The organism is Streptomyces sp. NBC_01775 (genome assembly GCF_035917675.1).
Classification (GTDB): Bacteria; Actinomycetota; Actinomycetes; order Streptomycetales; family Streptomycetaceae; genus Streptomyces.
Map to the genome: position 1 here is coordinate 4102981 of NZ_CP109104.1, position 21124 is coordinate 4124104.

General features: G+C 72.0%; 18 protein-coding genes. 6 read left to right on the top strand and 12 right to left on the bottom strand.

Annotated features, from left to right (window positions below):
• Nucleotides 1-40: 40 nt before the first annotated feature.
• The 3 genes from OHB04_RS18255 to OHB04_RS18265 form a co-directional block, all read right to left on the bottom strand.
• Nucleotides 41-2206: an MMPL family transporter gene (locus tag OHB04_RS18255; protein ID WP_326688759.1), complete on the bottom strand. Its 2166-nt coding sequence runs from the start codon at nt 2204-2206 to the stop codon at nt 41-43.
• 181 nt (nt 2207-2387) lie between these two features.
• Nucleotides 2388-2678, bottom strand: a complete 291-nt coding sequence (locus tag OHB04_RS18260; RefSeq protein WP_326688760.1) for a hypothetical protein — start codon at nt 2676-2678, stop codon at nt 2388-2390.
• On the bottom strand, nt 2675-3028 hold the full coding sequence (locus OHB04_RS18265; protein ID WP_326688761.1) for an ArsR/SmtB family transcription factor: 354 nt from the start codon (nt 3026-3028) through the stop codon (nt 2675-2677). Before OHB04_RS18265 ends, OHB04_RS18260 begins: the two co-directional genes overlap by 4 nt.
• Before the next feature lie 230 nt (nt 3029-3258).
• Here OHB04_RS18265 and OHB04_RS18270 point away from each other — a divergent pair, with 230 nt between their 5' ends.
• Nucleotides 3259-3819 (top strand): NmrA family NAD(P)-binding protein, encoded by a 561-nt coding sequence (locus OHB04_RS18270; RefSeq protein ID WP_326807816.1) that lies wholly within the window; start codon nt 3259-3261, stop codon nt 3817-3819.
• A 257-nt stretch (nt 3820-4076) separates the two neighbouring features.
• Here OHB04_RS18270 and OHB04_RS18275 read toward each other — a convergent pair whose 3' ends face one another.
• The 5 genes from OHB04_RS18275 to OHB04_RS18295 all read right to left on the bottom strand — a co-directional run bounded on the left by OHB04_RS18275 (nt 4077) and on the right by OHB04_RS18295 (nt 9353).
• On the bottom strand, nt 4077-4610 hold the full coding sequence (locus tag OHB04_RS18275; protein WP_326688763.1) for a hypothetical protein: 534 nt from the start codon (nt 4608-4610) through the stop codon (nt 4077-4079).
• Nucleotides 4611-4717: 107 nt separating this feature from the next.
• Entirely contained in the window at nt 4718-6571 is a 1854-nt protein-coding gene (gene ilvD / locus OHB04_RS18280) for a dihydroxy-acid dehydratase (RefSeq protein ID WP_326807817.1), read from the bottom strand.
• A 142-nt stretch (nt 6572-6713) separates the two neighbouring features.
• Nucleotides 6714-7436, bottom strand: coding sequence for a TetR/AcrR family transcriptional regulator (locus OHB04_RS18285; RefSeq protein ID WP_326807818.1), 723 nt, complete (start codon nt 7434-7436; stop codon nt 6714-6716).
• Nucleotides 7433-8311 (bottom strand): sugar phosphate isomerase/epimerase family protein, encoded by an 879-nt coding sequence (locus OHB04_RS18290; protein ID WP_326692796.1) that lies wholly within the window; start codon nt 8309-8311, stop codon nt 7433-7435. The genes OHB04_RS18285 and OHB04_RS18290 overlap by 4 nt, the downstream gene beginning before the upstream one ends.
• Before the next feature lie 109 nt (nt 8312-8420).
• The gene (locus OHB04_RS18295; protein WP_326688766.1) at nt 8421-9353 is read right to left on the bottom strand and encodes a Ppx/GppA phosphatase family protein; all 933 of its coding nucleotides are present in this window, start codon (nt 9351-9353) and stop codon (nt 8421-8423) included.
• A 139-nt stretch (nt 9354-9492) separates the two neighbouring features.
• Between OHB04_RS18295 and OHB04_RS18300 the strand changes: the two genes are divergently transcribed.
• Nucleotides 9493-10308 (top strand): hypothetical protein, encoded by an 816-nt coding sequence (locus OHB04_RS18300; RefSeq protein WP_326688767.1) that lies wholly within the window; start codon nt 9493-9495, stop codon nt 10306-10308.
• A 40-nt stretch (nt 10309-10348) separates the two neighbouring features.
• Here the strand turns inward: OHB04_RS18300 and OHB04_RS18305 are convergent, their stop codons facing one another.
• A complete protein-coding gene (locus OHB04_RS18305) occupies nt 10349-12229 on the bottom strand; it encodes a hypothetical protein (RefSeq protein ID WP_326809468.1) in 1881 nt (626 codons plus the stop codon).
• A gap of 209 nt (nt 12230-12438) precedes the next feature.
• Here OHB04_RS18305 and radA point away from each other — a divergent pair, with 209 nt between their 5' ends.
• Both radA and disA read left to right on the top strand, forming a co-directional pair.
• Nucleotides 12439-13827 (top strand): DNA repair protein RadA, encoded by a 1389-nt coding sequence (gene radA / locus OHB04_RS18310; protein ID WP_326688768.1) that lies wholly within the window; start codon nt 12439-12441, stop codon nt 13825-13827.
• 325 nt (nt 13828-14152) lie between these two features.
• A complete protein-coding gene (disA, locus tag OHB04_RS18315; RefSeq protein ID WP_326688769.1) occupies nt 14153-15274 on the top strand; it encodes a DNA integrity scanning diadenylate cyclase DisA in 1122 nt (373 codons plus the stop codon).
• A gap of 103 nt (nt 15275-15377) precedes the next feature.
• Here the strand turns inward: disA and OHB04_RS18320 are convergent, their stop codons facing one another.
• On the bottom strand, nt 15378-16247 hold the full coding sequence (locus tag OHB04_RS18320; protein WP_326688770.1) for a hypothetical protein: 870 nt from the start codon (nt 16245-16247) through the stop codon (nt 15378-15380).
• Between the two features lie 226 nt (nt 16248-16473).
• Here OHB04_RS18320 and OHB04_RS18325 point away from each other — a divergent pair, with 226 nt between their 5' ends.
• Nucleotides 16474-17445: an A/G-specific adenine glycosylase gene (locus OHB04_RS18325; RefSeq protein WP_326688771.1), complete on the top strand. Its 972-nt coding sequence runs from the start codon at nt 16474-16476 to the stop codon at nt 17443-17445.
• A gap of 129 nt (nt 17446-17574) precedes the next feature.
• Here OHB04_RS18325 and OHB04_RS18330 read toward each other — a convergent pair whose 3' ends face one another.
• Nucleotides 17575-19467 carry an MDR family MFS transporter gene (locus OHB04_RS18330; protein ID WP_326807819.1) on the bottom strand — a complete coding sequence of 631 codons (1893 nt, stop codon included), beginning with the start codon at nt 19465-19467 and terminating at the stop codon, nt 17575-17577.
• Nucleotides 19468-19581: 114 nt separating this feature from the next.
• Between OHB04_RS18330 and OHB04_RS18335 the strand changes: the two genes are divergently transcribed.
• Nucleotides 19582-20151, top strand: a complete 570-nt coding sequence (locus tag OHB04_RS18335) for a TetR/AcrR family transcriptional regulator (protein ID WP_326688773.1) — start codon at nt 19582-19584, stop codon at nt 20149-20151.
• 179 nt (nt 20152-20330) lie between these two features.
• Here OHB04_RS18335 and OHB04_RS18340 read toward each other — a convergent pair whose 3' ends face one another.
• Nucleotides 20331-21044, bottom strand: coding sequence for a M23 family metallopeptidase (locus tag OHB04_RS18340; protein ID WP_326688774.1), 714 nt, complete (start codon nt 21042-21044; stop codon nt 20331-20333).
• Between the last annotated feature and the right edge of the window lie 80 nt (nt 21045-21124).

The window sequence follows — 21124 nt, forward strand, 5'->3', positions numbered from 1 at the left end:
GGGACGACGGGAGGGGGCGCCGGACGACGGGAGGGCGCCGTCAGACCTTCTGAAGCTCCTTTTCCTCTCCCGCCCGGACTGCCGCGGCGTCGTCGTGCCGGGACCCGGCGGTCCGGCCCAGCCTGCTCGGCCACCAGATGCGGGCTCCGATGTCCAGGGCGAGGGAGGGGACCAGCACCGTGCGGACCAGGAAGGTGTCCAGCAGGACGCCGATGCCGACCAGCACGCCCATCTGCGCCATGGTCACCAGCGGCATGGAGGCGAACACGGCGAAGGTCGCCGCCAGCACGATCCCGGCCGAGGTGATCACGCCGCCGGTCGAGGTCAGGCCGGCCAGGACGCCCTTGGTGTGGCCCTGACGCACGGCCTCCTCACGGACGCGGGTCATCAGGAAGATGTTGTAGTCGATGCCCAGCGCCACCAGGAAGACGAAGCCCAGCAGCGGGATGGAGTGGTCGACCCCGGCGAAGCCCAGCACATGGGTGAAGAGGAGGTTCGAGGCACCCAGCGCGCCGAAGTAGGACAGCACCACCGTCGCCAGCAGCAGCAGCGGGGCGAGCAGGGAGCGCAGCAGCCAGACCAGGACGAGCAGGACCACGGCGAGCACGATCGGGATGACCGTCCTCAGATCGCTGTCGGCCGCGCGTGCGGTGTCCAGCGACTCCGCCGTCGTACCGCCCACCAGCGCGTCCGCGCCGTCGACCCGGTGGACCGCGTCGCGCAGGCCGTCGACGGTGTCCTTGGCCGCGTCGCTGTCCGGGGCGTGCTCGAGGACGACCGACAGCGAGGTCAGGGCGCCGTCGGAGGTGCGGTCGTCCACCCGGACGGACTCGACGCCCGCCACGTCCGAGGCCGCCTTCCGGGTCTCGTCCCGCGCGTCGCTCTTCACCACGATCGTGGCCGGGTCGGAGGAGCCGGAGGGGTAGTGCGCGGCGAGCTTCTCCTGCGCGACGACGGACTCGGGCTTGTCCTGGTACATCTCCTCCTGGGTGAGGCCCATGGAGATGCCGGCCGCGCTGAGCGCCAGCACGGCCGTCACACCGATCGACATCAGCCAGGACCAGCGCGGACGGCGCTCGAGCAGGGCGCCGATACGGGACCAGACGGTGCGGGCCGTACGCGGCTGGGCGCCGTAGCGGGGGACGAAGGGCCAGAAGACCCAGCGTCCGGTGGCCACCAGCAGCGCGGGCAGCACGGTGATCATCGCGAGCAGCGCGCAGACCACGCCGACGGCGCCGACCAGGCCCAGCGAGCGTGAGGAGTTGATGTCGGCGAAGGCCAGGCAGGCCAGGCCGATGGCGATGGTGCCCGCCGAGGCGACGATGGCCGGGCCCGAGCGGCGCAGCGCGATCCGCATGGCCTCGTGCCGGTCCTCGTGGCGGTGCAGTTCCTCGCGGTAGCGGGCGATCAGCAGCAGGGCGTAGTCGGTGCCGACGCCGAAGACGAGCACCATGAGGATGCCGCTGCTCTGCGGATCGACGGGCAGGGAGGCGTACTTGGCCAGCGCGTACGTGGCGACCTGCGTGAGGACGGCGGCGAAGCCGACGGACAGGACCGGGAAGAGCCACAGCAGCGGGCTGCGGTAGGTGATCAGGAGCAGGAGGGTGACGACGGCGCCGGTGGCCAGCATCAGGGTCGAGTCCAGGTTGTCGAAGACCTTGATGCTGTCGATGAGGGAGCCGGCCGGTCCGCCGACCTCGACGTCGAGTCCGGGTGGCGCGTTGGCCGCCGCGACGGTGCGGATCTCCTCCAGGGTGTCGCTGAGCCCCTCGTCACCGGAGGCGAGCGGGACGACGACCATCAGGGCCTTGCCGTCCTTCGCGGGCACGGGGCCGCCGATCTGCTCGCCCTTGGCGGCGTGCTCGGCGAAGTCCGCGCGGTCGGCGCGGGCCTTGGCGGCGTCGGCCTTGGTCGTACGCGCTTCGTCGCGGGAGTAGACGGCGACCGCCGGCATGATCTCGTCCTTGCCGCGGAACTTCTCCAGCTCGGTGTTGACCTGCGCGGATTCCGCGCCGCGCGGCAGGAAGGCGTTGGAGCCGCTGTCCTCCACCTCGCCGAGCTTCCCGGCCAGCGGGCCGAGAGCCAGAGCGAGGAGCAGCCAGACAGCGAGGATCAGCCATTTGGTGCGGGTTCCGCCGGGGGCCGTGGCCAGGCGGCGCAGTGAGCGGGGGAACCGCCCGGCCGGAGGCTGGGGGAGGGCAGGCATGGGTAATCTCCTGTGGTGTGGGTGCGGGTCGCGCGAGGGGTTCGCGGAAATGGTTCGCGCTCATGAGTACGGCCGGGAGTTGCCGCTCCCGGCCGTACGAGCGCCGGTGACGCCGGTGGTCGTACGGGGCGCCGGTGACGCCGGTTGTCGTACGGGCGTCGGTGGTCGGCGGATCGGGGTGTTACTCGACTTCGCGCATCATCTTCTCCATCGACGCGATCGACTGGCGTGCCTGCGTCAGTTCCTCGATGCTGCGACGGTGCAACTCCACGTTGTCCTCCAGGAGTTGCGCGTACTTCTCGGCCAGGCGCTGGTATTGCTGCTCGCGGGCCGCCAGCATCCGGGAGCGCCAAGTGGCGGCGAGCTGCCAGACGATGACGATGAGCAGGACGAAGAGCCCGCCGGTGCCGAGCGCTGCCGCCCAGACTCCCGCCGCGTCGGTGTCGCCTGCGGCGACCAGCTGCTCGTTCACTGGGCTTCCTCTTTCTCGTCTTGACGGGCCGCGTCCTGGTCCGTGAGGCCGGCCGCCGCGTGGGCGATGGCCTCCGGGGTCAGCACGTAGGCGAACGGCGTCACCTCGAAGAACTTCATTGCCTTGCCGCTGTCCGACAGCTCCAGCGACCCCACGACGAGGCCGGCGGCCTCCAGGCGCTGGAGGTGCATATGGAGCAGCGGACGGCTCATTCCGATCTCGCGGGCGAGCCTGCTGACGTAGTTGCGGCCCTGGGAGAGTGCCGCGACGATCCGCATACGGTGCGGGTTGCCCAGCGCCGCGAGGACCTTCAGCAGTTCGTCTCCTGTCGGGGTCTCGATCGCGCTCACCGCGACCCCTCTCTCTTTGGTGTGTAAGAAGAATCTGACACGTGACTGACCTGGCTGTCGAGGCGAGTCGGCCCATGTCCGGGATAGCTCAGGGATCCCCCTGAGCCGTGTGCGGGAGGCCCCTGACACGGCTGCGCGCCGGGGCCAGGACCGCGCCCGCCAAGTGGTCGCGGAACCAACGGTGCCCCGGGTCGGCCGAGTTGCGCGGGTGCCAGGCCATACCGAGGTCGATGGGCGTCAGGTCGAGGGGAGCCGGTGACGCCGGCCTGGTGACCGCGTCGCTGGCGATGGACGACCTGATCGCCGCCTCCGGTGTCGCCTACGGGGCGGTGACCTGCCCGTCCTTCATGCACAACCTGCTGCACCAGGTCGGCGCCATCAAGGAGAAGGGCATGTTCTTCCTGATGGCCGACCCGGAGCTGAAGTGCCCCACCGTCGCCACCCGCGACATCGCCGCGACCTCCGCGCGGCTCCTGCTCGACGACTCGTGGACGGGATCCGGCGAGGTCGCCTGCCTCGGGCCGGAGGACCTGTCGCCCAGCGAGATGGCGCGAATCCTCTCCGAGGTCCTCGGCAAGGAGGTCGGCTACCGGCAGAACCCGGGCGCGGCCCTCAAGGAGCGCCTCACCGGCTTCGGGACGGCCGACGGGATGGCTCAGGCGATGGTCGCCATGTTCGAGGCCAAGAACCTGGGCATGGACAACGCCGCAGCGCGCACCGCGGAGTCGACGACCCCGACGACCTTCCGGCAGTGGTGCGAGGAGGTCCTCAAGCCGGCCGTGACGGCCTGATTCCGCCACCCCACGGGGAGCCGCTCTGTCGGACCCCCTGCCTCTTGCCGACCCCCACCGCCCCCACCACCGGGCAACCCCGCGCCGGCGAAGTGACGCGGCGCGGGGTTGTCCGGTGGGGGTTGTCCTGTCGGGGGCATCGTTGAGGCCCTGTCCGGGGGGTCCTGTTGGGCGGGGCGTCCTCGCCGTCCCGGGCGGGCGTTCCCGCTGACCCGGGCGGGGCGGGCGCACCCGCCCGAGGAGCCGAAGGGGCTCGCTCAGCCCTTGCGGCTCTTCGCCTTCTTGGCCTTGCCGCCGCCCTTGCTCTTGCCCTTGCCCGCCGGATTCCGCGTCCGCGCGGTGCGCAGGCGCTCGTGCCGGGTGCGGGCCTCCTCGTACTCGGTACGGCGCAGCTTCTCACCGGGCGCCTCCACACAGGTGCGCAGCGCGTAGGCGAGCAGGACGCCGATGAATCCGATGATCCGGATGCTGTGCATCGACGCCTCGACGCCCTCTTCGCGCGCGTCGGGACGGCGGCCGTAGAAGGTGAGGGTGCGGGAGAAGGCGAGCGCACTGCACAGCGCGAAGGCGACGACCAGGAGGATCGTCGCCCAGCTGCCGATGTCGGCGAGCGCCACACCCTGGTACGCGAAGCGCAGCACGAACGCTCCGGCGACCGCCGCCAGCAGCGCCGCGAGGGCGAGGCCGGCGCGGCGCACGGCGTAGCCACCGGAGTGGTCGACCCAGGTGGTGCCGTAGAAGCGGATCGGCTCGGGTTCGGGTTCGCTGGGGGTGTTCGGGCTCTCTCGCACGTTCCGATTATGACGCGCCCCCGGGGCCCGCCGACGCGGGCGCCCGGGGGCGGCTGTCCACACAGGCGAGAGGCTGCGCTCCCTGCCCGGTCGGTGCTCCGTGCCGGTCAGCGCTCCAGCAGCGTCACGTCGCGCACCGCGCCCCGGTCGGCGCTGGTGGCCATGGCCGCGTAGGCGCGCAGCGCGGTGGAGACCTTGCGCTCACGGGCCACCGGGGCGAACCGGCCGCCGAGGGCCTCGCGGCGCGCGGCCAGGGTCTCCTCGGGCACGTCCAGGCGCATCTGGCGGTTGGGGATGTCGATGACGACGCTGTCGCCGTCCTCGACCAGCGCGATGGTGCCGCCGGAGGCCGCCTCGGGGGACATGTGGCCGATGGACAGGCCGGACGTCCCGCCGGAGAACCGGCCGTCGGTGATCAGCGCGCACGCCTTGCCCAGGCCCCGGCCCTTGAGGAACGAGGTGGGGTAGAGCATCTCCTGCATGCCGGGGCCGCCCTTGGGGCCCTCGTAGCGGATGACGACGACGTCGCCCTCCTTGACCGTCTTGTCGAGGATCTTCTGCACGGCCTCCTCCTGCGACTCGCACACCACGGCGGGTCCGGTGAAGGTCAGGATCGACTCGTCGACGCCGGCGGTCTTCACGACGCACCCGTTCTCGGCGAGGTTGCCGTACAGCACGGCCAGGCCGCCCTGCGTGGAGTAGGCGTGCTCGACGTCGCGGATGCAGCCGCCCGCCGCGTCGGTGTCCAGGGACTCCCAGCGCTCGGACTGCGAGAACGCCTCGGCCGAGCGGACGCAGCCGGGCGCGGCGTGGAATTGCTCCAGCGCCTCGGCCGACGGCGAGCCGCCGCGGATGTCCCAGGTCTTGATCCACTCGGCCATGGAGTCGGCGTGGACGGTGTGCACGTCCTCGTTCAGCAGCCCGCCGCGGTACAGCTCGCCCAGGATGGCGGGGATGCCGCCGGCTCGGTGCACGTCCTCCATGTAGTACGTGCCCCCCGGCGCGACGTTCGGGGCGACCTTGGCCAGGCAGGGCAGCTTGCGCGAGAGGGCGTCGATGTCCTTCATGGTGAAGTCCAGCTCCGCCTCCTCCGCCGCCGCCAGCAGGTGCAGGATCGTGTTGGTGGAGCCGCCCATGGCGATGTCGAGGGCCATGGCGTTCTCGAACGCGGCCCGCGAGCCCACATTGCGGGGCAGGACGGTCTCGTCGTCCTGCTCGTAGTGGCGCTTGGCGATGTCGACGACCGTACGGCCCGCCGTCTCGTACAGCTCCTTGCGGGCCGTGTGGGTGGCCAGCACCGAGCCGTTGCCGGGCAGGGCCAGGCCGAGGGCCTCGGTCAGGCAGTTCATCGAGTTCGCGGTGAACATGCCGGAACAGGAGCCGCAGGTCGGACAGGCGTTCTCCTCGATGCGGAGGATGTCCTCGTCGGAGACCTTGTCGTTGGCGGCCTCGGACATCGCGTCGACCAGGTCCAGCTTGCGGACCGTGCCGTTGACCAGCGTCGCCCGGCCGGCCTCCATGGGCCCGCCGGAGACGAAGACGGTGGGGATGTTGAGCCGCATGGCGGCCATCAGCATCCCCGGCGTGATCTTGTCGCAGTTGGAGATGCAGATCAGCGCGTCCGCGCAGTGCGCCTCGGTCATGTACTCGACCGAGTCGGCGATCAGGTCGCGGGAGGGCAGCGAGTAGAGCATGCCGCCGTGGCCCATCGCGATGCCGTCGTCGACCGCGATGGTGTTGAACTCGCGCGGGATGCCGCCCGCCGTCTTGATCGCCTCGCTGACGATGCGGCCCACGGGCTGGAGGTGTGTGTGCCCCGGCACGAACTCGGTGAAGCTGTTGGCCACCGCGATGATCGGCTTGCCGAAGTCCTCGCGCGCTACGCCCGACGCCTGCATAAGGGCTCGGGCCCCTGCCATGTTGCGGCCGTGGGTGACGGTGCGGGACCTCAGCTCGGGCATGACTGCCCCTCCCTTGGTGCGTGCGGCTGTGCTCCGGTGGACGGCCGCTGCTGTACGTAGAAGGTTCCGAGGGTACGCCTCGCGCTCAAGATCCGGACACGGGGTCCGGATCCTGGACGAAACCGCCGTGCGGACGGGGCCTTCAGATTCCGTCGTACGGACGGGGCCCCGTCAGATGGTGCTGCACGACGGGAGCCAGCCTTGCGACCAGCTCCGCCACCGGCTCCGAGGCCACCGGCTCGATCCGGATGACGTAGCGCAGCAGCATGGCGCCCACCATCTGCGCCGCCGCCAGCGTCACCCGCAGCTCGGCGTCCGGGCTCTCCAGCCGGCCCGCGACGCGGGAGAGCAGGTCGCGGGTCAGCAGGCGGCGGAAGACCGCGGCGGCGTGCTCGTTGTTCACCGCCGAGCGCACGATGGCCAGCATCGGGTCGCGGGTGGCCGGGTCCTCCCAGATGCGGAAGAACACTCCCACGACCCGCTCCCCCAGCTCCTCGCGGCTGCCGGCCGCGTCGAGCGCGTCGGGCACCGCGACGGCCGGGGCGAAGGCGGCCTCGATGGCAGCGGCGAACACCTGTTCCTTCGTGCCGAAGTAGTGGTGCACCAGCGCCGCGTCCACCCCGGCGCCGCGCGCGATGGCCCTTACGGACACCTTGTCGTAGCCGCGCTCCGCGAACTCACCCCGCGCCGAGGCCAGGATCCGCTCCCGCGCCCCGGGCCCCTCCGCCTCGCTCTGCCGAGCCGGACGGCCACGCCTACGGGTCCCTTGCGCGGCGGGCTCGCGGGGGTCAGGCCCCGCGGCGGACTCACTACGGACGGGCTCCTGCGCGGCGGGCTCGCGGGTGCCGGGCTCGTCCTGGCTCACGCGTCTCTCCGGCCGAGGCCGTGGGGCCCGCCGTGGCCGAGGCCGTGGGCCCCGCCGTGACCGCCGCCGTGGCCCGGCGCCGTGGGGGCCTTCGCCAGGTGCAGCCGGGTGTACGCCAGGGCCTCGGCCAGGTCCTCCTCGCGTTCGGCCGCCGACATGGCACGCCGCGTGTTGACCTCCACGACCACGTGCCCGTCGAACCCGCGCCGCCCCAGCATCTCCAGCACCTCCGCGCACGGCTGCGAGCCCCGCCCCGGGACCAGGTGCTCGTCCTTGCCCGAGCCGGAGCCGTCGGCGATGTGGACGTGGCCGAGCCGGTCGCTCATCCGCTCCACCATGGCCAGGGTGTCGGTGCGGGACGTCGCGGTGTGCGAGAGGTCGATGGTGAAGTGCCGGTAGTCGTTCTGGGTGGGGTCCCAGTCGGGCGCGTAGGCGAGCATCTCGCGGTCGCGGTAGCGCCACGGGTACATGTTCTCGACGGCGAAGCGCACCTCCGTCTCCTCGGCCATGCGCCACACCCCGCGCTCGAAGTCGCGCGCGTACGAGCGCTGCCAGCGGAAGGGCGGGTGCACCACGACCGTGGAGGCACCGAGCGTCTCCGCCGCCGTCCGGGCGCGCACGAGCTTGGTCCACGGATCCGTCGACCAGACACGCTGCGTGATGAGGAGACACGGTGCGTGGATGGCGAGGATGGGGACGCCATGGAAGTCGGAGAGCCTGCGCAGCGCCTCCACATCCTGGCTGACCGGGTCGGTCCAGACCATGACCTCGACGCCGTCGTAGCCCAGTCGTCCGGCGATCTCGAAGGCCGCCGCCGTCGACTCCGGATACACGGACGCCGTCGACAGCGCTACCTTCGCGTTGGGAACACGCACGGTTTCCTTGCCCACCCCAGCCACCTTAAGACGCCTGGCGCCGTGCTTCCCCCGGACCCCGCTCCCCGGCCCGGCGCCGAGCCCCGCCGCGTCCCCTCCGAAAGGCGGCTCACGCGGCCCGCAGGCGGTCCAGGCGACGCAGAATAATGCCCTCCCGCAGGGCCCAGGGGCAGATCTCCAGCCCCTCCACGCCGAACAGGTCCATGACGCCCTCCGCGACCAGCGCGCCCGCCACCAGCTGGTGGGCGCGTCCCTCGGAGACGCCCGGCAGCGCGGCCCGCTCCTCGGCCGGCATCGCCGCCAGCTTCGGCACCCACTCCTCCAGCGACTCCCTGGTCAGCTCGCGCTGCACATACAGGCCCTCGCCCGAGCGGGGGGCGCCCGCGATCCGCGCGAGCTGCTTGAAGGTCTTGGAGGTGCCGACCACGTGATCCGGCGGGCTGAAACGGTTGAACTCCCCCACCGTCCGGGCGATTTCGGCCCGCACATGCCGCCGCAGCGCCCGTACGTCCCCCTGGTCCGGCGGGTCGTCCGGCAGCCAGCCCGAGGTGAGCCGGCCGGCGCCCAGCGGCAGCGAGACCGCGGCGTCCGGCTCCTCGTCCAGGCCGTAGGCCACCTCCAGCGAGCCGCCGCCGATGTCCAGCACCAGCAGCCGTCCCGCCGACCAGCCGAACCAGCGGCGCACCGCGAGGAACGTCAGCCGCGCCTCGTCCGCGCCGGAGAGCACCTCCAGCTTGACGCCGGTCTCCTCCGCGAGGCGGGCCAGCACGTGCTCGGCGTTGCTCGCCTCGCGCACGGCGGACGTCGCGAAGGGCAGCAGGGCCTCGACGCCCTTGTCCTCGGAGACCTCCAGCGCGTGGGCGAGCGTGGCGGCGATCTGGCCGATACCCTCCTCGCCGATCGCGCCCTCGGCGTCGAGGAGTTCGGCGAGCTTCAGCGTCGCCTTGTGCGAATACGCGGGCAGCGGTCGCGCACCGGGATGCGCGTCCACCACGAGCAGATGGACCGTGTTCGAGCCCACGTCCAGGACACCGAGTCTCATACACAGAACGCTAGCTCGCTTTACGGCGGCCGTGGGCGCGAGGGAGGAGCGGCCGACGGGGGTGCGGGAGCAGCGGCCGACGGGGGTGGGGCAGGAGCGGCGGACGGGGGTACGGGTCCGGGGCCCGTACGCTGGACGCGTGGGTAAGACGAAAGCGGCGAAGCGTAAGAAGCAGGACGGCTCGGAGGAGGCTCCGGCACCCCGGGCCCGCGATGAGGAGGTCGGTCTCGACTTCACCCGCGCCTGGGTGGAATTCCCCGACCCCGCCGACGACGAACAGGTCTTCCGCTGCGACCTGACGTGGCTGACCTCCCGCTGGAACTGCATCTTCGGACAGGGCTGCCAGGGCATCACCGAGGGGCGCCCCTCCGACGGGTGCTGCACCCTGGGGGCGCACTTCTCCGACGAGGACGACGAGAAGCGCGTCGCCGGGCATGTGGCGAGGCTCACCCCGGAGACCTGGCAGTTCCACGACGTGGGCACCGGGCCGCGCGGCTGGGCCGAGGTCAACGACGAGGGCGAGCGGCAGACGCGGCGCTGGAAGGGCGCGTGCATCTTCAACAACCGCGCCGGGTTCGAGGGCGGCGCCGGGTGCGCCCTGCACACCCTCGCGCTGCGCGAGGGCCGGGAGCCCCTGGAGACCAAGCCGGACGTGTGCTGGCAGGTGCCGGTGCGGCGTACGTACGAGTGGGTCGAGCGGCCCGACGGCGAAGAGGTGCTGTACGTCTCGATCGGCGAGTACGACCGGCGCGGGTGGGGCTCCGGGGGGCACGACCTGCACTGGTGGTGCACGTCGGCGCCTTCGGCGCACGGGGCGGGTAAGGCGGTGTACGAGTCGTACCGGCCCGAGCTGATCGAGCTCATGGGCGAGGCCGGTTATGAACAGCTCGCGCGGCTTTGTGAGCAGCGGCTCGCCTCGCAACTGCCGCTGGTGGCCCCGCATCCCGCGGATTAGCTGTCGGCCCTCGCCTTGATGCTGTCGGCCCTCGCCTTGATCAGGACGGGGACGGGGCCGGGGTGTGGGTCTCCGTGGGGCTGGGCGTGGGCGTGGGCGTCGGCGTCGGCGTCGGGGTGGGGTCCGGGGGCGGGGTCGAGGGCGGGGACGTCGGTGGGCGGGAAGGGGAGCCCGTCAGCGTGATGACCGCTCTCGCCGGGTCGACCTGTACGTGCGCCGTCCACGCGGAGGCGGGCTCGCGGGTGTGGTCCACCATGACGCGGACCGCCGCGCTCTCCCCGGGCCGCAGCATCCCGCCCGCACGGCTGAGGACCAGCCACGGCGCGTCCGGCGACGCCGACCAGCGCACGGGGGCGCCGCCGGTGGCGGTGAGCGTGATGAGGGAGCCGTCACCCAGCGGCTGGGCCTCGACCGTGAGGCGGCCGGGCCCCTTGCCCGGGGTGCGGGTGCCGCCGCCGGGGTACTCGACCTCGACGCCGACGCCGACGCCTGTGCCGGGCGAGCTCGAACGTCTGCCCTGGCCAAGGGATTTGGCGCCGGATCTGTCGACGCGGCCCGCCTTCTCGAACGGTGGGCTGTCCAGGCTGTCGAGCCCGGTGCCGCCCGAATCCCCGTTCTTCTCCCGGTTCTTCTCCTCGGTGGCGGAGGCGGAACGGTCCGCCTGGGGCTCGGCGGTGACCGGGGTGCCGCGGTAGGCGGCCCAGAGCGCGAGGACGGGCGCCGCCAGCACCGTGGCGACGACGGTGGTCATCAGGGCCCTGCTGCGCAGCCGGTCGCGGCGCGCCGCGCGGTCCCTGTCGTCGAGCGGGAAGCCCGCGCGGTCGAAGCGCGGGGCACGCTGGGCCCGTGCCCGGCGGGCCAGCGCGGCGGCGGCGTGCACCGCGGGGGCGGGCGCCTCCAGCATGGCGAGCGCCGCGACGGCCGGCGCGGTGCCGGGCCAGGAGACCCCGGCCATGGCGCGCTCGGCGGCACGGCGGCACTGCGCGCACTCGTCCACGTGCCGCACCAGCTCGCGGCGCAGGGCGGTGCCGAGCAGCAGACGGTCGTCGCCCGCGAGGCGGGAGACGGCGGGGCAGCCGCCGGACTCGACGACGCACAGGGCCGCACGGGTGCGCTCGACCTCGCATGCCGCGTGGGAGAGGAGGTCCTCCATGACCTCGGGGGCGAGCGAGAGCACGCGCGCGATCTCCTTGGCCGGGAGCCCGTGGCGTACGGACAGCTCCAGGGCCTCACGCTGCTCGGGCGAGGTACCGGCGGCCTCGGGCCAGGCGAGCGCGGCCAGTTCGCGTCGCCGCCGCGCGCGATCCGCCTCGCTGAGCGGCGGGGCGGTGAAGGCGGAGGAGGGCGCGGCGGGGATGGTCCGAGCCTGGTCCGGCGCTGGTGAGGACGACGCAGGCGAGCCGGACGACGCAGGCGAGCCGGACGGGGCAGACGAGCCGGATGAGCTGGACGACGCAGAGGAAGAGGGCCGGGCGGCGGGACCCTTCGCGAAGGGGCCGCCGCTACGTTTCTGCCGCTGGGCCGGGCCGCGTTCCCCCGGACCGGAGCCTCCCGCCGGCCCGCGCCCCTCGGCGACCACCGCGCGCTCCCTGGCCTTCTGCTCGACCAGCCGTCGTGAACAGGCCCAGCGCGCCAGGGCGTAGAGCCACGGGCGGTGCGCCTCGGGCGCGGCGGGCGCCCGGCCGCGCGAGCGCTGACGCCCGGCGAGGGCGAGCGCCTCGCCGACGGCCGCGATCGCGGCCTCGTGCTCGCACATCACCGACAGGCAGTACGTGAACAGGCCGTCCAGATACGGCTCGTCGCACCGGGCGCCGCCCTCGGCTTCCGGGGCGCACTCGGCTTCGCGGGGCGTCGACCGGTTCACCGAACGCGCTGGAAGTGCGCCGGTGGAGTTCGTGGGGTGCTCGCGCCTGCTCGTCATCACCCGGCGACGGTAGGCGGATGATGGCGCTTTACTGGACCCGCTGGCACGGGATTACTTCCTTTGGGTGATGTTCTCCTTCAAAAGGGGACATGCGGCTCGGGTTTGACGACAGCGGAGGCGGTATAGGGCGCGCAGAGGGCGCATACGCCTGGGGCGGCCGACGGCGCGCGGCCGGGCTGTCGGTACGCGCCTATACGGTGGCCGTCATGGCAACCCGTAAGACGTCCGCGAAGGACCGCCCCACCTATCGCTGCACCGAGTGCGGCTGGCAGACGGCCAAGTGGCTCGGCCGCTGCCCGGAGTGCCATGCCTGGGGCACCGTCGAGGAGGCAGGCGGCGCGCCCGCCGTGCGGACCACGGCGCCGGGAAGAGTATCCGTCTCCGCGCTGCCCATCGGCCAGGTCGACGGCAAGCAGGCCACCGCGCGGGAGACCTCGGTGCCGGAGCTGGACCGGGTGCTGGGCGGCGGCCTGGTGCCCGGCGCCGTGGTATTGCTCGCCGGTGAGCCGGGCGTCGGGAAGTCGACGCTGCTGCTGGATGTGGCCGCCAAGGCGGCGAGCGCCGACCACCGCACGCTGTATGTGACCGGCGAGGAGTCGGCCGGGCAGGTGCGGCTGCGCGCCGACCGGATCGGGGCGCTCAGCGACCACCTCTACCTCACGGCCGAGACCGACCTGTCTGCCGTGCTCGGACACCTGGACGAGGTCAAGCCCTCGCTGCTGGTGCTCGATTCGGTGCAGACGGTGGCCTCGCCGGAGATCGACGGGGCGCCCGGCGGCGTCGCCCAGGTCCGCGAGGTGGCGGGCGCGCTGATCCGCGCGTCCAAGGAGCGCGGCATGTCGACGATCCTGGTCGGCCACGTCACCAAGGACGGCTCCATCGCGGGCCCGCGCCTGCTGGAGCACCTGGTGGACGTGGTGCTCCAGTTCGAGGGCGACAGGCACGCCCGGCTGCGCCTGGTGCGCGGGGTGAAGAACCGCTACGGGACGACGGACGAGGTCGGCTGCTTCGAGCTGCACGACGAGGGCATCACGGGCCTGGCCGACCCCTCGGGCCTCTTCCTCACCCGCCGCGCCGAACCGGTGCCCGGCACCTGTCTGACGGTGACGCTGGAGGGGCGCCGTCCGCTGGTGGCCGAGGTGCAGGCGCTCACGGTCGACAGCCAGATCCCCTCCCCCCGCAGGACCACCTCGGGGCTGGAGACGTCCCGGGTGTCGATGATGCTGGCGGTGCTGGAGCAGCGCGGCCGGATCAGCGCCCTGGGCAAGCGCGACATCTACAGCGCGACGGTCGGCGGGGTGAAGCTCTCCGAGCCCGCCGCCGACCTGGCGGTGGCGCTCGCCCTTGCCAGCGCCGCCAGTGACACGCCGCTGCCCAAGAACCTGGTGGCGATAGGGGAGGTCGGCCTCGCGGGCGAGGTCCGCCGGGTCACGGGTGTCCAGCGGCGGCTGTCGGAGGCGGCCAGGCTCGGCTTCACCCACGCGCTGGTGCCCTCCGATCCGGGCCGGATCCCCGAGGGCATGCGGGTGCTGGAGGTCGCCGACATCGGAGAGGCCCTCCGCGTCCTTCCGGCCCGCCCGGCCCGCACCGGCTGAGCCCGCGCACACCACCCCGCCCGCCCGGTGTCCGGGGGCGCCCGCACGCCGCCCCGGGCCCTGCCCGTGGGGCGTCGGCCCTGCCCGTGGCGGCGCCCGCACCGCCCTGTTCCATGCCCCTTGGGGCGCCCGTAAGCCGTGCCGCCGCATACGGTGGGTGAGGCGCGGCGGGGCCCTCGCGGGGGCGCCGGTAGACTTTGCCCCGGTCTCGACCGGCCGCGCGCCCCACGGGGGCCGTGCACGGCGCCACGGGGGAAGCGGTTACGGCGTCCGTCGACGTGGTCGAGGAAATGCCGACAGGCACCCGCACGACCGAAGGAGTGCAGTGGCAGCCAACGACCGGGCAGCGGTCCCCGGCAGGGCCGAGGGGGCGTCCGGCCTGATGCGCGCGACACTGAGCGCGGTCGCACCGGGCACAGCCCTGCGCGACGGGCTGGAGCGCGTCCTGCGGGGGAACACCGGCGGCCTCATGGTCCTCGGCATGGACAGGACGGTCGAAGCGCTGTGCACCGGCGGCTTCGTCCTCGACGTGGACTTCAGCGCGACCCGGCTGCGCGAGCTGTGCAAGCTGGACGGCGCGCTCATCCTCGACGGGGACATCTCCAAGATCGTCCGGGCCGGTGTGCAGCTCGTCCCCGACGCCTCCATCGAGACCGAGGAGACGGGCACCCGGCACCGCACCGCCCAGCGCGTCTCTATCCAGACCGGCTTCCCGGTCGTCTCCGTCAGCCAGTCCATGCGGCTGATCGCCCTCTACGTCGAGGGCCAGCGCCGCGTCCTGGAGGACTCGGCGGCGATCCTCTCCCGTGCCAACCAGGCGCTGGCCACCCTGGAGCGCTACAAGCTGCGGCTCGACGAGGTCGCCGGCACGCTCTCCGCGCTGGAGATCGAGGACCTGGTGACCGTCCGGGACGTCACGGCCGTCGCCCAGCGCCTGGAGATGGTGCGCAGGATCGCCACGGAGATCGCCGAGTACGTCGTGGAGCTGGGCACCGACGGACGGCTGCTCTCGCTCCAGCTCGACGAGCTGATCGCCGGGGTGGAGCCCGAGCGCGAGCTGGTCGTGCGGGACTACGCGCCGCAGGCGGGCGGTTCGGGCCGCCGCGTGCGCACCGTGCCCGAGGCGCTCAGCGAACTGGACCGGCTCACCCACACCGAGTTGCTCGAACTGCCCACGGTGGCACGGGCACTGGGCTACAGCGGGGCCCCCGAGACGCTGGATTCCGCCGTCTCGCCGCGCGGCTTCCGGCTGCTGGCGAAGGTGCCGAGGCTGCCGGGGACCGTCATCGACCGGCTGGTGGACCACTTCGGCGGGCTTCAGAAGCTGCTCGCCGCGAGCGTGGACGACCTCCAGGCGGTGGACGGCGTCGGCGAGGCCCGTGCCCGCTCGGTCCGCGAGGGCCTCTCGCGGCTGGCCGAGTCCTCGATCCTTGAGCGCTACGTCTAGGCGTGACGTTTACCCACCCATCCGGAGCGCCACCTCCGAGCGGCCCCGGGCCGGCCGCACCATGAGGTGGGCGGGCCGTGTCAAGGGCTGGGGCCTCGGCGGGCTACTTGACGATCTTGAAGGACGTGTGGACCTTCTTCAGGCCCTTGACCTTGACCTCGATCTCGTAGGTGCCGGGCTTCGGCGACTCGAAGGTGGGGGTGCCGCAGTTGGCGGCGCTCGCCTTGCGGAACCAGGTGAGGGTGTGGACCGAGTCACCGTTCGCGGGGACCTGGCGCAGCATCGGCTTCTTGTCCGGCGGACAGTCGTCGGAGGCCCAGAACTTGGCGTCGTCGGAGTTGGTGATCGTGACGATCGTCGCGGTACGCCCCAGGTCGATCTTGCAGTCGCTGTCCCGCTCGTTGACGGCCTTCAGCTCGAACTTCGGCTTCTCGCCGGGCCCGTACTCCTTCTCGACGCTGCGCAGCTTCAGCTTCACGTCGGACTTCTCGCAGCTCGCGAGGCTCGGGGGCGCCGGAAGAGCGGCATTCCCGCCGCCGCCCGCACCGCCCGCGCCGCCGGACCCGCCCGCGCCCGAACCTCCGTCGGCCGCGCCGGTACCTGTGCCGGTGCCGGGGCCCGCGCCCCAGCCGGTGCCGCCCGTCGAGGACTGGTCGTCGGCTCCCGAACCGGATGAGGAACCCGATCCGCCGGAGCCGCCCGAGCCCTCGGAGCCGCCGTCCTCCTCGTCACGCCCGCCGGGGCGCTGACTGTTGACGGGGCCCGAATCCGTGGGGCCCGGAGTGATCGTACTGGCGGGGCCGTTGCCCTTGCCGCCCTTGCCCTCGTTCCGGGAGCTGTTGTCGCCGTCACCGGAGAACAGCGCCCAGACGACGACCAAGGCCAGCAGCGCCAGGACGACAAGGGCAACTGCCCTCCGTCGCCAGTAGATGGAGGAGGGAAGCGGCCCGATCGGATTGCGCAGAGATCCCACGCGGAAACCTTACGAGACATCAGGGGCACCACAGACCCGTACCCGCCGCAGCGAACGCGAATTGTTGTGATGAGCGCCAGTCGGCACTCACTCTGAGGCACGGCTCATGACGGTACGTAAGGGCGCAAATCCGCTTCGCGCGTTTTGCGGTGAACGCCGAGCACAAGCTTTCGTGCCGCGTGTGCGTTTTTCGGATGAGGAGTGCCGTGCCAGGATCGGTCGTGCCATGACTGCGACCACCGAGACCTCCCCAGCCGCTTCGGCCGGCGCCGCATCCGAGCGCACCGCCGACGCAGAAGCCGTCGATCCCGCGCTGCGCGAGACCGCGCGCGCCCTCCACTCCCCCGTCGTCGACTGGTTCGCCGCACACGCCCGCGACCTCCCCTGGCGCCGCCCGGAAGCGGGCGCGTGGGGCGTCATGGTCAGCGAGTTCATGCTTCAGCAGACTCCCGTCAACCGCGTACTGCCGGTGTACGAGGAGTGGATGGAGCGCTGGCCGCGACCCGCCGACCTGGCCGCCGAGGCACCCGGCGAAGCCGTACGCGCGTGGGGCCGCCTCGGCTACCCGCGCCGCGCGCTGCGGCTGCACGGCGCCGCAAAAGCCATAGCTGAACGACACAAGGGCGAGGTGCCCGTCGAGCACGCCCAGTTGCTCGCGCTGCCCGGGGTCGGGGAGTACACGGCGGCTGCCGTGGTCTCCTTCGCCTACGGCAAACGGCACGCGGTGCTCGACACCAATGTGCGCCGTGTCTTCGCCCGGGCCGTCAGCGGGCAGCAGTATCCGCCCAACGCGACCACGGCCGCCGAACGGAAGCTCGCCCGCACGCTGTTGCCCGAGGACGAGGCCACGGCCTCGCGCTGGGCGGCGGCGACGATGGAGCTGGGCGCGCTCGTATGCACCGCGCGCAGCCCCGAGTGCACACGCTGCCCGATCGCGGCGCAGTGCGCCTGGCAGCTGGCGGGCGCCCCCGAACACCAGGGCCCCGCCCGGCGCACCCAGTCCTACGCGGGCACCGACCGCCAGGTCCGGGGCCGGCTGCTCGCCGTTCTGCGCGCAGCGAAGGACCCGGTGCCGCAGTCCGACCTGGACCAGGTGTGGCACGAGCCGGTTCAGCGCGCCCGAGCACTTGACGGCCTGGTGTCCGACGGCCTGGTGGAGCCCCTGGACGGCAACCGCTACCGGCTGCCGCTGACCTAGTGCCCCGCATATCCCCCGGGTGCGCGCCCTGGCGCGTGTCCTGCGCCTGACCTCATTTCGTCAGGCGCAGGACACGCGGCCGGGGTACGCAGCTGGGGCGGTCACGCGCCGGGGGGTAGTGCGCCGGGGTCAGGCCCTGACGCTGGTGCGATCGTCCGCCACGGGCCCGGTGGCCTCCTCGTCGGCGGCGCCCCTGGGCGCGTCCGTCGCCGCGAGCTCCTCGGCGGAGGACACGGATATGTCCTGCACCGCATCCGGGTCCTGCCCGGCATCCGGCTGGCCCTTCTGCGCCTCGGCGTCCTTCAAGGGGACTTCCTTGATGAACCACGCCGCGAGGAAGGCGATCAGGGCTATCCCCCCGGCCAGCAGGAAGACACCGTTGATACCGCTGGCGACCGCGTGCTCGTACGCCTCGCGCACCTTCGCGGGGAGCTTGGCGAGGGAGTCCGCGTCGAGCTGAGCGCCGCCCTCGGTGAGCTTGGCCATGGACCCGCCGCCCTGCTGGCCGCCCGCCGCTGCCGCGCTCTCCTTCATCGAGTCCTCCACCTTCCCGGAGAAGACCGTGCCCATCAGGGCCACACCGAACGAGCCGCCGATGGTGCGGAAGAGCGTGGTGGTGGAGGAGGCGACGCCCATGTCCTTCAGCTCCACGCTGTTCTGCGCTATCAGCATGGTGAGCTGCATCAGGAAGCCCATGCCCGCACCGAGCACCGCCATGTAGAGCCCCGAGGTGAGGCGGGCGGTGCCCACGTCCATCTGGGCGAGCAGGAAGAGACCGGCGGGGATGAGCGCGCCGCCGATGATGGGGTAGGCGCGGTACTTCCCCGTCTTGGTGGTGGCACGGCCGGTGACCACGGAGACGATCATCATCGGCAGCAGCACCGGGAGCAGCAGCAGCCCGGAGTTGGTGGCCGAGGCGCCCTGGACGCTCTGCTGGAAGAGCGGCAGGAAGGTCATCGCGCCGAACATCACAAAGCCGAGCAGGAAGCCGATGACCGTGACCAGCGAGAAGTTGAGGTTGCGGAAGACACCCAGCGGCAGGATCGGCTCGGCGACCCGGCGCTCCACGAGGGGGAAGGCGACCAGCGCGGCCACCGCCAGGACGGAGATCCCGATGATGGTGCCCGATCCCCAGGCGTACTCCGTGCCGCCCCAGCTGGTGACGAGGACGGCCGCGGTGATGCCTGTGGTCAGCAGCGCGGCGCCGAGATAGTCGATACGGCCCTTGGTGCGCTTCTTGGGCAGGTGCAGCACGCTCGTGATCATGGCGAGGGCTATGGCACCCAGCGGCAGGTTGATGTAGAACGCCCAGCGCCAGCCGAGGTGATCGGTGAGGGTGCCGCCGACGAGGGGGCCGCCGATCATGGCCAGCGACATCACGCCCGCCATCATGCCCATGTACTTGCCCCGCTCACGGGGCGCGATCAGGTCGCCCATGATCGCCATGGCGCCGACCATCAGGCCTCCGGCGCCCAGCCCCTGGAGGGCGCGGAAGCCGATGAGCTGGCTCATGGTCTGCGCGGCGCCCGAGGTCATCGAGCCGGCGAGGAAGAGGACGATCGAGGTGAGGAAGACGCCCTTGCGCCCGAACATGTCGCCGAGCTTGCCCCACAGCGGGGTCGAGGCCGCTGTGGTCAGGGTGTAGGCCGTCACGACCCAGGACAGGTGCTCCAGGCCGCCGAGCTCGCCGACGATGGTGGGCATCGCGGTGCCCACGATCATGTTGTCGAGCATCGCGAGGAGGACGGCGATCATCAGGGAGAAGAGAACGAGGCGCACGCTGCGCGGCTTGGGCCCGGCACCCGCGCCGCCATCCCCCGCCGTGCCTCCGGTGCTGTCTTTGCCCTCAGCACCGCCCTCGACTCCCGTGGCGGATCCCGCCGCCGCGCCCGGCTCGGCCCCCGGTCCGTCCTCGGTCCTGGTCTCCGCCTTGGCGTCTGCTTGACCTGTGCTCAACTCGCTCTTGCCTCTGGCACCCCCCATGCCCGCCTTTGCCCCGTTTTTCTCGCCACTCGCACTCATGCGCGGCCACTCCCCTTTTGCTTGCCACTTACTTGCCGCACGGCTAGTTCAGTACGATGGACAAGCTAAGGCGGCCACTAGCCGGTCGTCAAGTAAGTTTTGAAGGGATCGGCCATGAGCAGGGGCAACACCCGTCAGCGCATTCAGGACGTCGCCCTGAAGCTGTTCGCTGAGCAGGGCTACGAGAAGACCTCGCTCAGAGAGATCGCCGAGCAGCTGGGCGTCACCAAAGCCGCGTTGTACTACCACTTCAAAACGAAGGAGGACCTGGTCAGCAGCATCTTCCAGGACCTCGCGGTGCGGCCGGCCGACGAGCTGATCGCCTGGGCCGAGGAGCAGCGTCCGACCACGCTGGAGACGAAGCTGGAGATCCTGCGCCGCTACAGCGCCAACTTGAGCCAGGCCGTACCGCTCTTCCGCTTCATGCACGAGAACCAGGCGGCGCTGCGCGAGCTGTCCATCGGCGACCAGATGAAGGCCCGGATCTTCCGGCTCCTCGAACTGATCAAGGACTCGGACGCCCCCCTCTCGGACCAGGTCAGATGCTCCTCGGCACTGTTCACCATGCACTCGACGCTCTTCGTCCTTGACGAGGCGGAGGCCGACCCCGAGGAGAAGCGCAAGGCAGCCCTGGAGGTCGCCCAGGAGCTGGTCACCTCGGCGCACCGGGGCAGCGGGAGCTGAGCGGCGGCCCCGTCCGCACGCACGAGAGCCGGACCCCGTCCGCGCTCACGAGAGCCGGACCCCGTCCGCACGCACACAAGCGGGCCGCGCATACACGAAAGAGCGCCCGTCCACGGTGGACGGGCGCTCTTCCCAGCGCTCAGCGCTCAGCGCTCAGCGGCGCGGTGGCGGGCCGTGCCTCAGAGGCTCACACCCAGCGAGCGCATCGCGCCCTTGGGGTCGACGGCCGAGCCGTAGTCGGCGCTCTTACGCACCTCGAAGTGCAGGTGCGGCCCGGAGGAGTTACCGGTGTTGCCGGACTTGCCGATCGCCTGGCCGGTCTTCACCTGCTGGCCGGGCTTCACGCCGATCTGCGACAGGTGCGCGTACTGCGAGAACTCGCCGTTGCTGTGCCGGATCACTATCGCGTTGCCGTACGCGGAGCCGTCGCCCGCGCCGTTGCCGCCCGCCTTCACGACGGTGCCCTTGTGCACGGACTTGACCGGGGTGCCGATCTTCACGGCGAAGTCCTGGCCCGAGTGGTTGTGGGACCAGCGTCCGCCGGCCTTGCCGAAGGAGGCGCTCAGCTCGTACTTGACCGAGACGGGCTTGACCCAGGCCAGCTGCGCCCGCTTGGCGTCCCGGGCCGCCTTCTCGGCGGCGCGCTGCTTTGCCTTCTGGGCGGCGTCCGCCGCCTTGTGCTGCTGGTCGGCCTGGTGACGCGCGGAGTCGGCGAGCGTGCCCGCCAGGCTCGACGAGAAGACGTCACCCTTGGCCTTGCCTGCCACGCCGGCCTCGTCCGACTTTCCGGCCGCCGTCGCCGCGCCCGCCCCCAGGGCCATCGACGCGCCGAGCCCGGCGACAAGTACCGCCGCCATGGTCGCGGCGCTGTTGGTGGTCCTAGACCTCGTCATAGGGGTGCTACCTCCGGATGGGGGTGTGGGATCCACGCCCTGAGTGGACGCACGACCTTGGTAACCCGCCAGAAAAAGGA

Bases quoted from the DNA above. Each gene is read 5' to 3' on its own strand.
- OHB04_RS18255 (WP_326688759.1), bottom strand. From the start codon at position 2,206: ATGCCTGCCCTCCCCCAGCCTCCGGCCGGGCGGTTCCCCCGCTCACTG.
- OHB04_RS18270 (WP_326807816.1), top strand. From the start codon at position 3,259: ATGGGCGTCAGGTCGAGGGGAGCCGGTGACGCCGGCCTGGTGACCGCG.
- ilvD (WP_326807817.1), bottom strand. From the start codon at position 6,571: ATGCCCGAGCTGAGGTCCCGCACCGTCACCCACGGCCGCAACATGGCA.
- OHB04_RS18295 (WP_326688766.1), bottom strand. From the start codon at position 9,353: ATGAGACTCGGTGTCCTGGACGTGGGCTCGAACACGGTCCATCTGCTC.
- OHB04_RS18305 (WP_326809468.1), bottom strand. From the start codon at position 12,229: ATGACGAGCAGGCGCGAGCACCCCACGAACTCCACCGGCGCACTTCCA.
- radA (WP_326688768.1), top strand. From the start codon at position 12,439: ATGGCAACCCGTAAGACGTCCGCGAAGGACCGCCCCACCTATCGCTGC.
- OHB04_RS18325 (WP_326688771.1), top strand. From the start codon at position 16,474: ATGACTGCGACCACCGAGACCTCCCCAGCCGCTTCGGCCGGCGCCGCA.
- OHB04_RS18330 (WP_326807819.1), bottom strand. From the start codon at position 19,467: ATGAGTGCGAGTGGCGAGAAAAACGGGGCAAAGGCGGGCATGGGGGGT.
- OHB04_RS18335 (WP_326688773.1), top strand. From the start codon at position 19,582: ATGAGCAGGGGCAACACCCGTCAGCGCATTCAGGACGTCGCCCTGAAG.
- OHB04_RS18340 (WP_326688774.1), bottom strand. From the start codon at position 21,044: ATGACGAGGTCTAGGACCACCAACAGCGCCGCGACCATGGCGGCGGTA.